We start from the raw sequence: 13852 nt of genomic DNA, 5'->3' as shown, positions 1-13852 counted from the left end.
CGTTCATGCGTTTGAAGTTCATCAAGCCGATGGAGCCGGAGCTTGTCGATAGTCCGCCAGAGGGTGACGACTGGATTCACGAAATAAAGTTCGACGGCTACCGCACGCAGATCATCAAGGACGAAGACGGCATCCGAGTGCTGACCAGGAGAGGATACGACTGGACCGAACGGTATCAGGTTCTTGCCGACCAGGCCGCCGCGATTGAAGCCGACGACTTCATCATTGAGGGTGAAGCCATCGTGGTTGATGAGGTTGGACGTTCCGATTTTCATGCATTGCAGTCGGCTGTCAGCAGCAGCGAGCCATCGCAGGATTATTATCTCGTTGCGTTCGATCTACTGCACTTGAACGGCCACGACCTCCGCAACATGCCGCTCGAGGACCGTCGTGAGATCCTGGAGGGAATGATTGAAGCCGGCAGCCGCATCCAATTCAGCGAGGCGATGCCCGGCACGGGTGACGCCGTTTACTACGTCGCGGACCAGACTGGACAAGAAGGCATCGTCTCGAAGCGCCGGGACAGTCTCTATCGCAGCGGCGCGACGATGAACTGGCGAAAGATTAAGTGCTATGATGAAAAGGAGATGGACATCATCGGCGTTCAGCGTGATCCGGGCCAGGCGGCAAGGGTTCTTATGGCTGACAACGGCCGCTATCTCGGCACCGCCAACGTCAATTTCAAATTCGACAAACGCAAGCGCCTCTGGGACCGCGTGCAGGGAAAGGTGGGCGGCCCTGTGCCGAAAGGCCTGAAGAGAGACAAGGCGGAATGGCTGAAGCCGGGTCTTGTCGGCCGCGTGAAGTTCCTGAAAGGTGAGGAGCAACTACGCCACGCGAAGCTGCTCGATTACCGGGAGGAGAAATAATGGCGGTCGCCAAGAAAGATCAGGAGCGCATCACCTATGCCTGGATATGGCGCCCAAGCGCGCAAGGACGGCAAGGAGCGCTCAGTGCCGGAGTACTGGGTAGAGCAGGCCGACGCTTGGCTGCAGGGTTTTGATGACCATCCTTTGGCCGACGCCGGCAAGGTCAAGCCTGTCAGTGAGCAGATGGAAGCGGAAGTCGAGGAGGCCGGCGTCAGCGAGCATTAGAGCGGCTTGCCGGCGCGCATCATGGCCCGCGCAATCGCGAGCTGCGTTTCCGTCCTGGCGTTCTCTTTCTGCGTCATGTTGTCGGCGGCGATGAGCCGTTTCAACGCCCGCAATATCTCGCCCCGCGTCCATCCCGCCTCAATCATGCAATCGACGATTGCCTGAAATCCGGGCTCCATTGCCTCCTGGCAGTCGATGGCCCGGTCCTGATATTCGTCCTGTCTCTTTGGTGGATTGATCATGCGCTGCGTTCTCAGTTGGCGGGGCCTTTGGGCTTCGTCTCGGATGTAGATCCGTCGAGAAGATCGAGAAACGAGTGCATCGCCTTCACCATCATCCGCGCCCCGTTTTCGCTCAAAGTGAAGGAATGCTTCCCCTCATCAGTCAACAGCCCGACCAGGCAGACCTTGGGGTTGTCGCGGTCGTCGATATCGATTGTGACGCCCGATAGCCCTGGCAGCATCACGTCCTTTGGCTTCTTAGGCATCACTACGACAGCCTTGACTCGTTCTCACTCCGTTCCCATTTTGGGCGCGACTCGATCCTTGTCAATGAGACGACCCTAAAATGTGTGGACGCGTTTTCGTAAAATCGACAATCCCGGACATGGTGCGGCGCTTCGAGTTCGCGCACCCCGGCCACATCGAGCGCTTGGGCAACGGCTTCCCGATCTGGAACGGTGCGCCCAGCCTGACCTATCCAATCATAATCCGCGAAGAGCTTTCCACGAGCATGGCCGGTTTCGTTTCTGCGAAGTGGGGACTTGTTCCCGGCTGGGCGCGCGATGGCGGCGGCCGTCCTCCGCCTGTCAATGCGCGCTGCGAGACCATTGCCAGCAATGGCCTGTTCCGAAAGGCATATGCCGCGCGCCGCTGCCTGGTGCCTGTCGACGGCTATTTCGAATGGCAAAAGCTCGACCCTTCGGGCAAGAAAAAACAGCCTTATGCTATAGCCATGAAGGATGACGATCCTTTTGCCATGGCTGGAATCTGGGAAGAATATGCCGACAAGGCGACCGGCGAGTTGATCCGGACCTTCGCTGTCGTCACCTGCGAGCCAAATACGTTGATGGCGACGATCCATGATCGCATGCCGGTTATTCTGGCGCCGGCCGACTACATGCGCTGGCTCGGGCCGGAGACGGATCCTCGCGACCTCATGAAGCCCTATCCATCCGACCTCATGAAGATGTGGCCGATCGCCAGCGGGGTCGGGAAACCAAGCAACAACACGCCCGACATCATCGACGAGATCGGTTTGGGGCCGACCGATTTGTTCGACGTCTAGAGATACTGATCGCCGTCGCCGCGGTGCGGATAGCAGAACCAATGTGATTCCCTGCGCGGCCGAGCAAATCCCCAGCCGGCGACCTTACCACAGCCGTCACGCTCACATGTGTGGCCAAGCACCTTCACGCCGTCGCGCAGTGCCGGCGTCATGCCTTCGGCTAGTCTCGCTGGTTCGTCGCTCATGGCAGAAAGATTCCACAGTCAGACTTGACGGGCAAGGAAAATGTTCCTTTTCTGTTCTCATGGCACACGAACCGATCGACACGCTGGGCAAAGCGACCCGGCACAACATGCTAGTGAAAGCGGAATGCAGCTGCGGCAATGTCCGCTACTGCCGATCTGCCGATTTGATGATGGTCTACGGCGGCGGCGTCGATCCGCAGACGCTGAAGTTCGATTGCAGCCGGTGCAAACCTCAGATCAAGATCACGCTGCTGGAGGTGCATCCGGAGCACTTGCCGAAGCGTCTGCTGATCCACAAGCCAATGAAGGTCGACGGCAAAATCACTTGGTATACCGAGCGCTTCAGAGGATGACCAACACCCTCGCTGACACCTTGGCCGCGGGCGAAATCGTCTACGTGAATTGCGGGCATACTATGTCCTGCAAGTCGACCAAGCTCGACATTCAGGCGCTGATCGATGGGCTCGGGCCGGATCACGGATCGATGCATTGGGACTTGGTCGGGCTCTTTGGCTGCTCGGATCATAAGGTTGGCGGCCGCGACCGACGACCGGTGTTCTTCACACGCATCCCGATTTACGAGGGTCCCAGGCGAAGCGCAATCAGGCTAGAAGACGAACTTCCAGAGAGGCTTAGGGGACTTCAGTCTTAGTTGAGCTATCGCTAATGTACCTGTAGCTTGGGCAGTGCGGAAGCCCGAATACCAAGTCTCATCGAGCCTGTTCGCCGCATCGTCAGAAGGCTATCCTAAGTGCTCTCAACTGTATTGCGGGAAAAGCTGGTTTGCGAATGCGGTCGCACCGGATATTTGAAACTACGAGAAGACGACAAGGCCCTAAGCGGCACCTGGGAATCCTACAGCCTGGAGGGTTTCGAGGGCGGCAGTCTGACGATCACGAGTTCGGGAAATATTCCGGGCGACAAGTTGGCCTATCTCCGTCCTTTGTGTCCTCAATGCAGTCAATGGGGCAAGGTGAAGTATGCCAGCCGTGCCTGAGCCCGCAAGAACCACCTACATTGTCAGCGTGTTCGAAAAGCCGTTCTGGCGCACCGTGCTGACGTAAGTGCCTTTGCGACCTTTTCCGCGTGGTCGTGAGCCACGATGTTCGGAGGGGCTTCAACGCATGACGGGATTTTACCGTTTACGCCTAAGTCCAGTGAGCCCGGCAAGCGATGTGCCGGTATCACCTGCCCCCGACCACTGCCGGATTTCGTCAGCCAATTGCTCGAGAACGCCTGTCGTTCCGGCGGGGAGCGGGTCCGGAAACCGTTCCTCGGGATACGCGAGCGTTCACCCAAGATGGACCGGCTGGACGCAGGGCATATTGAGCTGCCCACCAAAACGCATCGGTCATAGCGCCCTACGGCACGGAAGTACGGGGCTACTTAGGTCACGGACGGGCCGTGGCGCGTGGGGAGCGTTTCTGACGACCGATTCCACCAACACCCTTTTATGGAAGACTCTGGTTCGCGAGTTGGTGATCTTTTTTCTGTCCGATTGGATATCGCACTTGAGGGTCGCCTGCTTCAGAGATCTTCTCTTTAGCTAGATGCCAAACTTGGCCCGCCTCGTAGCTCGCACTTTAGGGTATGCCCTGAGGTGACGTAACGCGAGTCTCGCCGGTCGATGTAACATCTGGGTTGACATAGACTATTTGTGACAAGGTAGCGTGGAGCCTAAACCTCGATGTGGCGCGCGATCGAACGGCTGATGAGGTGTGTACGTTAAGCTTAAGCGGGTGTCCGCTTCGCGCCTAAATCCCGACATTCAGCGACATTTTGGGCGTGCCCAAAAGCGGTCGTCTGTTCATACTGTGCTGCGCGGGTTATCTTGCACCGGCTGAGCCGTAATGATGGCAAGCAAATCACTGTTGTAATCTTTGGCATGGGTCGCCGGCGGTCCATGTTCAGGGCCCGCACGAAGAGGCGTGGCGGCTTCTTCGTCGACCGTTGGAATTTTGCCTGTGGCAACCTATCTCCTGTCTGGCGATCATTTGCGTCGAGACGTGGAGAACATAGTTGGCTTGTCCCCGGGGCGCCGCATCGCCAGATACACATACTCAGAGGCGACTGTTCGCAGCATCCGGCGGCTATTGCCAGAACCCGGCCTGCGAGCGTGAACTTTTCGTCGATGCGGCGGGCAAGTCTATCCATGTCGCCGAAATGGCGCACGTCTTCGCGGCCAATGACGATGGCCCGCGCGCCAAACCGCAGATGAGCAAGGCCCAGCGTGGCGCGTTCGAGAATCTGATTTTGCTGTGCGCGGTCTGCCACACCATGATCGACAAGGCGCCGAACGCCTATCCGGACGACATGATCCTGGGCTGGAAGCGGGACCATGCAAAAAAGCTCCAGGGCCTGTTCGGCGTGACCGAGTTCCCTGATCGCGGTGCGGCTCGCGCAGTGGTCGCTCCGCTGCTCGACGAGAACCGCGCCATCTTCGAACGCTACGGTCCGCATATCGAGGCGGCGCGAGACCCGGAGAGCGGCGCGGCGGAAATTTGGCAACGAAAAATGCTGACCAGAATTCTCCCGAACAGCAATCGTATCATTGCCCAGCTTGACGCCAACCGTGCGCTCCTTACCAGCGACGAGTCGGTCGTGGTTGAGGCCTTCCGTCAGCACATCGACGATCTTGAGGCCGTCCATATCGAGGGCCGACGCGAGGATGGAAGCCGCTTCCCGGCAGGCATGCAGAACATCTTGGAGGGTTGAGATGGCGGGGAACGTTACAGATTGGGTCGAAGCTCATATCGACGAAAACGCAGGCTTCAAGGCCGTCGGTCGCTCGGTTGAGAACTTCCTCTTGATCGAAGACGATAAAAAGTGCGTCCACCCGGTCGCAGTGATCGGCGCTAAGCCGATAGTACAGGTGGCCGATGTCGAGCCCGTGCTGGCGCATGCGATCAAGCCCGAATTCGTCATCAACATCCCGTCTAAGTCGATCTGGACCGGCTCTGCAATCGACCTGGTCCATGCCGCGCCCGCCGGTTTCGGCTCACTCGGCGATCTAGGGAAAGCGTTTAGGCGTGGCGATCTTGCGGGCTACCGAAACAAAGAATTCGGCTTTTTCGAGCGTGCGATCGGGCAGCATTCAAACGTCCAGCAGCTCACCCGTCTGTACGATCTCGTCTTCATCGCCCGCCGGAACAAGGGATCCGCTCTCACCATCGCACTGATCGACGCCTACAATCTGAGCGCTGAAGATGTCCGCCACGCGCGGGCCCAATATGGCGCGTTCGACATCGCCCTGAAGATGTCGAGCTACGGCTCGGTCACTTCGGCCGCGCAGGAAGCGGCGCGCTCTATGGGCGCGGAGGCGATGATGTTTCGCGACATCATGGGCCGGTTGGGCCGGTGAGACGCCTAACGGCGACGGCCGCACTTTGCACCCTTGCAGATGGTCTCGGCGTGATTGCCGGCGGCAGCACTTGGTATCTATTCGGTTCGGTCGATCGCGAAGAATCAGGGGTCGCCGATATTGATTTGCTCATTTTGTGTCGCGATGCTGATCAGGCGGACAGGCTGCGTAGCTCAATTGATCTCGATATGCTCGGATTGCCGCTCGACCTGTCATTGATGACATATGATGAAGCGAAAGAAGCTGGGGCGATAGCGCGTCAGCGTGCCCGCAAGATCTATCCCAACTGAAGGGATCCACGCACGAGGGGCAATTGCTGCCACATTGGGTAGGCATCGATGCCTTATCCCAGGTAAAGGTAGGCATGATGTTGATGCCTTTGTGAGGGGCAGGCATAGGTGACACCCGCAAACAGGAGGGGAATATGTTCCTGTTTTGTTCTGGTGAGTCAAATCCCTAAAATTCTCCGTCCTTCACGGAGAGCCGTTCCGTCATTTTGTCGAGGCGATCCTGCCGACCATCGATCAAGTCGGCGATGATCAGCTCAACCAGCTCGAAACAGTCGATCAGTGTTTCAAACTTCGCCTTGCCGGAATGGCTTGCATAGTTCCCGACGTTGCGCAGAGCGCGTTGAAAGTCTTTTTGTGGCCCGGCTTCTTGGCCTCCAGGCGCTCGATGCGGTGGTAGAGCTTTAAGTCATACTCTTCACCCTTGGCATTGATGTCGCTGCGCGGAATCTCAAAGTAGTCCATCAGGAATTCGAGGAACACCCGGATGCGGTTGGCGCATGAAGCCGGGTCAACCCACAGCAGCTCAAACGCCTTCCGCACATGTGCGGCCAGGTCCTTTTTGAGTCTGGTGGATAAGGCAAACACCGGCGGGGCAGGATACATCTGAGTTGGCACATAGTAGGTGGAGTCGAAACTCACCATTCTTCCAACGTCTTCCTCGTACTGCTCGTGATGTTCGTGGGTAACTCGGCCGCAGACAGCCACGACCTCTCCGCAGACCTTGTTCCCGCACACAAGAAAGCAGACAAAGCGTTCAGTCACCGACTCCCCCAGGAAGCAGGCAGGATTTAATAGCACCTGCGCTTCGCGCCCCACAGCCACCCGCCCACAGTGGGTACGGCAGTGGAGAACCTGAGAGCGTCGAGCTTTTCCGGCCAAGATTCTGCGCTAGGCCGAGGTTGCGAAATATCCCCCGCGGTTTAGTCTTCGCCAAAAAATTGGGAGGGATAAAATGGCGGCGACGCGCGACCTATGGGGGAAGAACTTTCCCGACGACGATATTCCACCTTATCCCTGTCCGGAGTGCGACCGAGGCACACTGCGTTGTGTGCCGAAATCACTTCGGCAGATGACGAGTAGCAACTGGAACAGGGCGCTGCAGGAGGGGTTTATCTCGCCGCCGGATGTTGTTGCGAACTTCAATCTCTTCCTTCAATGCGGCATCACCAAATGCGGTACCATCGTTTCTGTTCATGGCGACAGCCAACTTATGGAGAGGAACGCGTGGGACCGCGAGGAAGATCGTTTCTTCGACCTTTTAACTCCGCACGGCATGGACCCAGCTCCTCCTCTTGCCACTGTGCCGGAGAGCACTCCTGAGCACCTGAAAATCGAATTCTCAACAGCCTTCGCGCTCTTTTGGATCGACCTCGGCGCTTGCGCTAATCGGCTTCGCATCATTGTGGAGAAGATTCTCGATCATCAAGGCGTCAAGGCGGGGGTACTGGCCAAACGCATCGAAGCATACAAAACCGCACAACCGGGTCATGCCGACACATTCGACGCACTCAGGTTTGTCGGCAACATTGGCAGCCACGAGGGAGAAGCGTCCCGGGAAGCGGTGCTCGACTGCTTTGAGCTTCTTCAAGATGCCATTGCCGAACTCTTTGGTGAGAGGACGACCAAACTCACCGGGATGAAGAAGCGGATTATCGCTGCCAAGGGCAGGGTGTGAAACCGGCGCTTTTTCGGCCTGCGCGACAGTTAGGCGTCAGTGGCCATTTAGGAGCTAAGCCTCCAACGCGAATTGAATAGTGATTTCAGCAAGGTAGATGGTGGGTGATGCAGGGATTGAACCTGCGACCCCACCACCCCACCCGAGAGAAGGGCGAGTAGCTTTCGCGTAGGGTTAGTAGCCTTTAAGAAACATATCTGCGGTGTTCACGAGTGTGGAATACCCACTTCACACCATTAGGCGTTTCCAAGAATTTTGTAGGCCGGACCGCTGACCCTAGGATGACGCACCTGCCAGGGCGTGAACGGCAGCTTTGCGCCCCCTCCAGTCGTTTAGGGCCGCGGCATCCTCTCCCGAAGCTGCCATTGGCCAGCGTCCTCGATGCTGCTGGGCATATGTCGATCAGGCTTTCGAGAACCCCAGTCCCTCCAAGGCGCATCCGCCGGAAGATTAGTCGCGCATGCGGACCGGCTCCAAGTGCAGCTGGAGGGTTGCAATCCTCGATAGTCACATTATCTAGTGCACTAGATACTAGTTCGCCAGCGAACTCGGTTTGCTCTTTGGGCTGTGGACGGCACCGGTATGACCCCTCAAAAAAGCGCGTCACATTTGGTTCGAATGCAAATCTCGTTCGCCCTGTACGGGGCGGCGGGCCGGATGGCACGCATGCACAAGCCGTTCCTCGATCCGCTGGGCCTGACCTTTCCCCAGTACCTTGTGATGCTGGAGCTCTATGCGTCCGCACCCCGGTCCGTAGGTGATCTTGGAAACTATTTGGGCATGGACACCGGCACGATCACCCCATTGCTCAAGCGGCTCGATACCTGCGGGATGGTGACGCGAATGCGCGATCCCGAGGACGAACGCCGGGTCCTTGTCGATCTCACACCTGCCGCTCACAGCATCAAGGACGAGGTCTGGACCATCTCCGGCAAGATCAAGAGTGCCTGTCAAATGTCCGAGGACGAGATCATTGCGCTGCGAGACACTCTTCATGACTTCGCTCACCCTGCTAAAATTTGAAAACCAAAGGATGTAAAATGAAAATCGGAATCATTGGGGCCGGCAACATCGGATCGCTGGTTGCAAAGAAGCTGGACGCCGCTGGCCATCAGGTGAAACTGGCGAACTCGCGTGGCCCCGAAAGTCTTGCGGACACAGTTGCCGGCACCGGCATCCAAGCCGTTGGGAGAGAGGCGGCAGTACTGGATGCCGATGTGGTCATCCTGTCAGTGCCCTTTGCCAAGAACCCAGACCTGGCAACGATTCTTGTCGGCGCCCCTGCTGGCGCAATCGTGGTGGACACCTCCAATTACTATCCAACCCGTGACAGCAAAATCTTCGAGGTTGATAGCGGCAAGCCGGAGACCGTTTGGGTCAGCGAGCAGGTGGGGCGCCCCCTTGTTAAGGCTTGGAATGCGCTGCTAGCGCAAACATTGGCAGAGGCCGGTTTGGAGGCCGGTGCTCCAGGTCGCATTGCCATCCCGATTTCGGGTGACGACGCCGCGGCCAAAGCACTTGTATCCGATCTCATCAGCGTCACTGGCTTCGATACGGTTGATGCGGGTACTCTTGAGGAGTCCTGGCGACTGCAGCCGGGCACTCCCGCCTATTGCACTGAGTTGACCGCCCACGAACTCAAGGCTGCGCTCACCGCCGCTGACAGGAAACGCGCTCCTTCGAACCGCGACGCCATCATGGCATCGTTCTCCAAGCCGGATGCAGAGTTCACCCGAGCTGGCGCAGTCGCAACCAATCGGTCTCTCTCTGCCTGATTTAGATTGCGGCCGCCCGCGATGAACGGGCGGCACGCGGCCTTTGGCCGAATGGGCTCCATTCGCCGCCAAATTCTCGCGCTCGGCCTGTGGCCACGTTTTTTTTCGTCTGAGCTGACCATCAGGAGCGCCGCAAACGCCGAAATTTCCTTCGATCAGCCGCGTTCAACCGCAGCCTCGAGCAGCATCTTGGCCGCATCGCGCGTTGCAAGAGGTTCAATGCCCCCCCTCATGGCTTGTGCGTTCACGAGCGAGCCCTGGATGAGCGCTAGGATCTGAACGACCACGCTCTCTTGATTTTTTAACTTCAAGGGCTGGATGAGCGACACGACAAACTCATGTAAGTCATGGAAATATGCTGCGAGCGTTGCCTGCACCTCTGGGGTTTCCGCGTCCGGTCCGAACTCGGCCAGCCCTCGAACGAAAGGACAGCCGCGGAAAGTAGGCGCCTGGAAGGACTCGTTCAGTGCGTCGAATATGGCCAGCACGCGATTCAGCGGCACCGGTCCGGCCTGCTCGGTCGCAGTCGCCAGCATGTCGAACCAAAGCGCGCTTTTATGCCGCAGATAGGTAGCTGCAAGATTGGCCTTTGAGGGGAAGTGCTTATAGAACGTCATCTTTGCGACGCCGCTCTCGGTGATGATGCGATCTATTCCCACCGTATGGATGCTGTACCGGTAAAATAGTTCGGACGCCGTTTTGAGGATTCGCTCTCGCGGAGCCAAGGCGTCCAGCGGCAGCGGTTCCAGGTCGACGTACTCACTGACATCCAAAGTTTTCATTTCAGCTGCCATTGCGCGTTCGCTGCAGAGACAGAATAGTCTGTCCATTTTCCGTTTGCAAGAACAGACAGGTCTGTATATACCCGCTTTCGTCCATCGGAGCGACAAGCGAAAGGATCGAGAAATGAGCAGTAAGGTTGTAGTTGTTACCGGCGCGAGCAGCGGTTTCGGAAAGCTCACCGCCTTGGAGCTCGCCAGGCGCGGGCACGTGGTGGTCGCGACCATGCGCGACATCGAAGGCAAAAACAGCCAGATAGGCAGTGAGCTAATCAACGCCGCAAAAGCCGAAGGGCATAAGCTGCAGGTCATTGAGATGGATGTGACGGACGAAGCGTCGGTCAACGCTGCGATCGATCGGGTCGTCGAGCAACACGGCAGGATTGATGCGCTAATCAACAACGCAGGCACGATGTTCGTCGGCGTGACCGAAGCCTACACGGCGGCAGACATCGAGCAGCAATTTGCGGTGAACTTTTTTGGGGCCGTAAGGACCGACCGCGCCGTGCTGCCCCATATGCGTGCTGCGGGTAGTGGCGTGCTGATCCATGTCACCTCGTTGATGGGGCGCGTCATCTTTCCGTTCTTTGGGGTCTATTCCGCGAGCAAGTTCGCGCTTGAAGCGCTTGCCGAGGCATATCGATATGAACTGTCCAGCTTCGGCGTAGACTCGGTGATCGTGGAACCCGGGCCATTTCCGAGCAATCTGCTTCCATCTAGCCCAGCGCCCTCGGACGAGCAGGTCTTGGCGACATATGGCGAAGTTGCGCTGGTCCCAGGCCAAATCAAAAACAACTCCGATCAGGGATTTGATCCTGCGAATCCACCCCGCCCTCAGCTGGTGGCTGACGCCATCGCACGGCTAGTCGACACTACGGAAAGGCGCCCATTGCGCACCGTCGTCATGCCAGAGGGCATGGACTTCGGGGTGGAGGGACTGAATCAGGCCGTCGCTCCTATTCAAAACAACCTGCTCACTGCGCTCGGCATGTCGAACATGATCTGATAGCGGAACCGCCATCGCGTGGCCTATGACCTTAACGTCAGCTTTCCGCGCTCGGGCGCCGAAAGCCGTCGGTCTGATTGCGGCCCCAATGCTGCCCGAGGAGCAATGCGCCTCTGAGGTGACCAGAGTGAAGAAGCTAGGCCAAACCCGCACGACGGGCGCCTTCTCTGATTGCAGCAATGGCGACAGGATTGGTAACCGGATAGGTACTGATGAACACCTCAGCCGTGAAATTAGGGAACTCGTCCTTCAGTCGCGAATTGATCCTGGCGACCTGAGGAGTTTCATTGAGCATCGCGTGAGCCATTGCCAGAAACAGAAGGGTGGCGGGCGAATCTGGCGCAGATTGACGTAGCGCGACCAGGGATTCACGGTAAAAGCCTAGAACGTAGCTGCATCGCGCAAGCATTCCATAATACCAAGGAACATAAGGATTTAGCCGGACCGCTCGCTTGGCCAGTTCGTAGCCACGCTTCGGGTCGCTACCAACAAGAGCAAGGCTACCCGCAAGAAAGGCAAGTGAGTCCGCGTCATTTGGAGCAGCCACCGACACTCGGTCATGTTCTTCGACAGCAGCTTCGACATCGCCCTGCAATGCCCGAAGATCGGCAAGCAGTATGCGGGCGTAAATGTCGGCCGGATCGAGCGCCAGCGCTTGCTTGACACATTTGCTCCAGCTCTCGATCGAGCCGGAAAGGTTGTCGGTAAACCCGTTGATGGCTTCCACAGCATGCGCAAGTGCCAGCGCGGTCCAAGCTCTTGCTAGACCCGGGTCGAGTTCGATCGCACGCGCCAGTAGCCGTATCGCCTCCTTGTTCGACTCACGGGTGAAAAGGTGCTTCTGCTCAAGCCCAAGCAGATAGCAGTCATAGGCCTGCAAACTTGCTGGAGCCTTCCGACGAGCAGCATCGCGTCGCAGATTGGCGAGCTGACCGTGGCAAGTTGCAAGGACATTGATGACGTTTTCGGTCACGCTGTCCAGCATCGCAAACAGGTTGTTCGCGGAACGATCGTAACGCATCGTCCAGACATCGACCCCTGTGTGGGCGTCGACGAGTTGGACGCGGATGCGCACCCGCTGCCCGTCCACTTGAAAACTTCCCTCAATCACATAGTCGGCATTCAACTCTCGTCCGAGAGCTCGCACGTCAACACGCCGTCCCTTGTAGGAAAGCATTGTTTGGCGGGCGATCACCGCAAGGTCCCGGTAGCGAGAGAGATCAACTATGAGGTCCGCCGACAAACCATCAGCGATACGAGTCCAGCGTTCTTCTCCGCTTAGATTGTCGAACGGGAGAACTGCGAGGACCGGCGGACCCGGCTCGTCGGTCGAAAGACTTCCGGGTGGTGCATGGCTGCGGTCCTGCTGGCGGTGATCGGCAAGTAACCCAGCAAGCGCCACTTTACTGCGAACATCGAGCTTCCGATAAATGGCCGAAAGATGGGTCCGAACGGTGGTAGGCGCTATGAAGAGTGTTTCGCCAATTTCGCGATAAGTCATTCCCTCCGCAAACTTTGCCGCGACCATCAACTCCCGATCCGATAAGCCGGCGAGAGGATTGCCTACGGCGCGAAGCATCGTTCCATTTTCCTTGCTGCCGACCTGTGGCCAGAACCCGATGGCCTTACATCAGGATGAAAATACTACAGATGCGATATCGAAAACACTGCATTTGCACGATTCCATGCGACGGGTCAGCATCCTAGTCTCTGCAGGTGGGCAGGTTAGGTTGCTTGGCAGGCCTGGTCGATTTAGAACACGGAGGGCTCCATGACAAAGTTGCCTGTCTTGACCGTACTACTGGTGCTTTTGGTGTCGGCGGACCCATGCTTGTCCGAAGGTACCCAAACCGACAGCAAACTGACTTCGGAAGAAACGGTGAAAGCTGCCAGCGCTGAACAGTATTCCGACATTCTCGTGCGAGCATGCAGGAACGGATGGCGGTATCCGCGCAGCTACATTGAAAACGGATTCAGGCGCCACCTGGCGGAGCTGAAACTGCAGCTTGTCGATCAGGGTTACACTGTCGTACCCGACATGACCGCGAATGATCCGCAGGTCCAAAGAACGATATCGAGGACCAAACGCCGTCTGGTTGGCTCGCGCCAATTCAGCTGTTCCCACCCATACTGGCGCGATGAATGACTCCAACGCGACGGTGTGCAATCTGATAGCCTGATTTCCGGCGGTTCTCCCCAGGTTGGAAGGATGGCGTTGACGAATGGCAGGTTGTTATTCCGGGAGGAGTGACACTCCTCCTGGGGCTGTATTCATGGAATGACCGCTCTTCGGCTGCGTGGCTCCGCAAGCTGCCGATCCGCTCCCGGCCCCAAAAGCCGAGCTAGCCTCAGTTGGCCCTTAGTAGGCGAGTGATAGCCCAATTTTCCTGCAACGAAGAC

18 protein-coding genes are annotated in these 13852 nt (G+C 57.7%); 12 read left to right on the top strand and 6 right to left on the bottom strand.

What is annotated here, in order from left to right:
- Positions 1-5: 5 nt before the first annotated feature.
- A complete protein-coding gene (locus NKH06_RS01785; protein WP_352892000.1) occupies positions 6-869 on the top strand; it encodes an ATP-dependent DNA ligase in 864 nt (287 codons plus the stop codon).
- A gap of 36 nt (positions 870-905) precedes the next feature.
- On the top strand, positions 906-1094 hold the full coding sequence (locus NKH06_RS01780) for a hypothetical protein (RefSeq protein ID WP_352891999.1): 189 nt from the start codon (positions 906-908) through the stop codon (positions 1092-1094).
- Here the strand turns inward: NKH06_RS01780 and NKH06_RS01775 are convergent.
- Together NKH06_RS01775 and NKH06_RS01770 are read right to left on the bottom strand one after the other, a co-directional pair.
- A complete protein-coding gene (locus NKH06_RS01775) occupies positions 1091-1336 on the bottom strand; it encodes a hypothetical protein (RefSeq protein ID WP_352891997.1) in 246 nt (81 codons plus the stop codon). The genes NKH06_RS01780 and NKH06_RS01775 overlap by 4 nt on opposite strands.
- A gap of 11 nt (positions 1337-1347) precedes the next feature.
- The gene (locus tag NKH06_RS01770) at positions 1348-1581 is read right to left on the bottom strand and encodes a hypothetical protein (protein ID WP_352891994.1); all 234 of its coding nucleotides are present in this window, start codon (positions 1579-1581) and stop codon (positions 1348-1350) included.
- A gap of 80 nt (positions 1582-1661) precedes the next feature.
- Here NKH06_RS01770 and NKH06_RS01765 point away from each other — a divergent pair, with 80 nt between their 5' ends.
- Entirely contained in the window at positions 1662-2381 is a 720-nt protein-coding gene (locus NKH06_RS01765) for an SOS response-associated peptidase (RefSeq protein WP_352891992.1), read from the top strand.
- Here the strand turns inward: NKH06_RS01765 and NKH06_RS01760 are convergent.
- The gene (locus tag NKH06_RS01760; protein ID WP_352891991.1) at positions 2378-2566 is read right to left on the bottom strand and encodes a hypothetical protein; all 189 of its coding nucleotides are present in this window, start codon (positions 2564-2566) and stop codon (positions 2378-2380) included. The genes NKH06_RS01765 and NKH06_RS01760 overlap by 4 nt on opposite strands.
- A 59-nt stretch (positions 2567-2625) precedes the next feature.
- Here NKH06_RS01760 and NKH06_RS01755 point away from each other — a divergent pair, with 59 nt between their 5' ends.
- The 4 genes from NKH06_RS01755 to NKH06_RS01740 all read left to right on the top strand — a co-directional run bounded on the left by NKH06_RS01755 (position 2626) and on the right by NKH06_RS01740 (position 6217).
- A complete protein-coding gene (locus tag NKH06_RS01755; RefSeq protein ID WP_352891989.1) occupies positions 2626-2919 on the top strand; it encodes a hypothetical protein in 294 nt (97 codons plus the stop codon).
- 1810 nt (positions 2920-4729) lie between these two features.
- Complete coding sequence (locus tag NKH06_RS01750) at positions 4730-5281, top strand: hypothetical protein (RefSeq protein ID WP_352891987.1); 552 nt, start codon at positions 4730-4732, stop codon at positions 5279-5281.
- Position 5282: 1 nt separating this feature from the next.
- A complete protein-coding gene (locus NKH06_RS01745; RefSeq protein WP_352891985.1) occupies positions 5283-5927 on the top strand; it encodes a hypothetical protein in 645 nt (214 codons plus the stop codon).
- Positions 5924-6217 (top strand): nucleotidyltransferase domain-containing protein, encoded by a 294-nt coding sequence (locus NKH06_RS01740; RefSeq protein WP_352891983.1) that lies wholly within the window; start codon positions 5924-5926, stop codon positions 6215-6217. The genes NKH06_RS01745 and NKH06_RS01740 overlap by 4 nt, the downstream gene beginning before the upstream one ends.
- A gap of 276 nt (positions 6218-6493) precedes the next feature.
- On the opposite strand, the gene NKH06_RS01735 is transcribed toward NKH06_RS01740, so the two are convergent.
- Complete coding sequence (locus tag NKH06_RS01735) at positions 6494-6979, bottom strand: DUF4145 domain-containing protein (protein ID WP_352891981.1); 486 nt, start codon at positions 6977-6979, stop codon at positions 6494-6496.
- 190 nt (positions 6980-7169) lie between these two features.
- Here NKH06_RS01735 and NKH06_RS01730 point away from each other — a divergent pair, with 190 nt between their 5' ends.
- The 3 genes from NKH06_RS01730 (at position 7170) to NKH06_RS01720 (ending at position 9667) form a co-directional block, all read left to right on the top strand.
- On the top strand, positions 7170-7892 hold the full coding sequence (locus NKH06_RS01730; RefSeq protein WP_352891979.1) for a DUF4145 domain-containing protein: 723 nt from the start codon (positions 7170-7172) through the stop codon (positions 7890-7892).
- 666 nt (positions 7893-8558) lie between these two features.
- Positions 8559-8915 (top strand): MarR family winged helix-turn-helix transcriptional regulator, encoded by a 357-nt coding sequence (locus NKH06_RS01725; protein ID WP_352891978.1) that lies wholly within the window; start codon positions 8559-8561, stop codon positions 8913-8915.
- Positions 8916-8932: 17 nt separating this feature from the next.
- The gene (locus tag NKH06_RS01720) at positions 8933-9667 is read left to right on the top strand and encodes an NADPH-dependent F420 reductase (RefSeq protein ID WP_352891977.1); all 735 of its coding nucleotides are present in this window, start codon (positions 8933-8935) and stop codon (positions 9665-9667) included.
- Positions 9668-9822: 155 nt separating this feature from the next.
- On the opposite strand, the gene NKH06_RS01715 is transcribed toward NKH06_RS01720, so the two are convergent.
- The gene (locus NKH06_RS01715) at positions 9823-10461 is read right to left on the bottom strand and encodes a TetR/AcrR family transcriptional regulator (protein ID WP_352891975.1); all 639 of its coding nucleotides are present in this window, start codon (positions 10459-10461) and stop codon (positions 9823-9825) included.
- 112 nt (positions 10462-10573) lie between these two features.
- Here NKH06_RS01715 and NKH06_RS01710 point away from each other — a divergent pair, with 112 nt between their 5' ends.
- Complete coding sequence (locus NKH06_RS01710; RefSeq protein ID WP_352891973.1) at positions 10574-11452, top strand: SDR family oxidoreductase; 879 nt, start codon at positions 10574-10576, stop codon at positions 11450-11452.
- 136 nt (positions 11453-11588) lie between these two features.
- On the opposite strand, the gene NKH06_RS01705 is transcribed toward NKH06_RS01710, so the two are convergent.
- Positions 11589-13031 carry a LuxR C-terminal-related transcriptional regulator gene (locus NKH06_RS01705; protein ID WP_352891972.1) on the bottom strand — a complete coding sequence of 481 codons (1443 nt, stop codon included), beginning with the start codon at positions 13029-13031 and terminating at the stop codon, positions 11589-11591.
- A gap of 192 nt (positions 13032-13223) precedes the next feature.
- On the opposite strand from NKH06_RS01705, the gene NKH06_RS01700 reads away from it, so the two are divergent.
- A complete protein-coding gene (locus NKH06_RS01700) occupies positions 13224-13598 on the top strand; it encodes a hypothetical protein (protein ID WP_352891971.1) in 375 nt (124 codons plus the stop codon).
- Positions 13599-13852 lie beyond the last annotated feature (254 nt).

Origin of the sequence: Mesorhizobium sp. M1342, from assembly GCF_040317955.1 — a bacterium.
Lineage (GTDB): Bacteria > Pseudomonadota > Alphaproteobacteria > Rhizobiales > Rhizobiaceae > Mesorhizobium.
The sequence above is the reverse complement of the archived record's forward strand: the minus strand, read 5'-3'. Positions and strand labels throughout refer to the sequence as shown.

Bases quoted from the DNA above. Each gene is read 5' to 3' on its own strand.
- NKH06_RS01715 (WP_352891975.1), bottom strand. From the start codon at position 10,461: ATGGCAGCTGAAATGAAAACTTTGGATGTCAGTGAGTACGTCGACCTG.
- NKH06_RS01765 (WP_352891992.1), top strand. From the start codon at position 1,662: ATGTGTGGACGCGTTTTCGTAAAATCGACAATCCCGGACATGGTGCGG.
- NKH06_RS01700 (WP_352891971.1), top strand. From the start codon at position 13,224: ATGACAAAGTTGCCTGTCTTGACCGTACTACTGGTGCTTTTGGTGTCG.
- NKH06_RS01730 (WP_352891979.1), top strand. From the start codon at position 7,170: ATGGCGGCGACGCGCGACCTATGGGGGAAGAACTTTCCCGACGACGAT.
- NKH06_RS01770 (WP_352891994.1), bottom strand. From the start codon at position 1,581: ATGCCTAAGAAGCCAAAGGACGTGATGCTGCCAGGGCTATCGGGCGTC.
- NKH06_RS01710 (WP_352891973.1), top strand. From the start codon at position 10,574: ATGAGCAGTAAGGTTGTAGTTGTTACCGGCGCGAGCAGCGGTTTCGGA.
- NKH06_RS01780 (WP_352891999.1), top strand. From the start codon at position 906: ATGCCTGGATATGGCGCCCAAGCGCGCAAGGACGGCAAGGAGCGCTCA.
- NKH06_RS01725 (WP_352891978.1), top strand. From the start codon at position 8,559: ATGCACAAGCCGTTCCTCGATCCGCTGGGCCTGACCTTTCCCCAGTAC.
- NKH06_RS01720 (WP_352891977.1), top strand. From the start codon at position 8,933: ATGAAAATCGGAATCATTGGGGCCGGCAACATCGGATCGCTGGTTGCA.
- NKH06_RS01705 (WP_352891972.1), bottom strand. From the start codon at position 13,031: ATGCTTCGCGCCGTAGGCAATCCTCTCGCCGGCTTATCGGATCGGGAG.
- NKH06_RS01785 (WP_352892000.1), top strand. From the start codon at position 6: ATGCGTTTGAAGTTCATCAAGCCGATGGAGCCGGAGCTTGTCGATAGT.
- NKH06_RS01760 (WP_352891991.1), bottom strand. From the start codon at position 2,566: ATGAGCGACGAACCAGCGAGACTAGCCGAAGGCATGACGCCGGCACTG.
- NKH06_RS01755 (WP_352891989.1), top strand. From the start codon at position 2,626: ATGGCACACGAACCGATCGACACGCTGGGCAAAGCGACCCGGCACAAC.
- NKH06_RS01775 (WP_352891997.1), bottom strand. From the start codon at position 1,336: ATGATCAATCCACCAAAGAGACAGGACGAATATCAGGACCGGGCCATC.
- NKH06_RS01750 (WP_352891987.1), top strand. From the start codon at position 4,730: ATGGCGCACGTCTTCGCGGCCAATGACGATGGCCCGCGCGCCAAACCG.
- NKH06_RS01745 (WP_352891985.1), top strand. From the start codon at position 5,283: ATGGCGGGGAACGTTACAGATTGGGTCGAAGCTCATATCGACGAAAAC.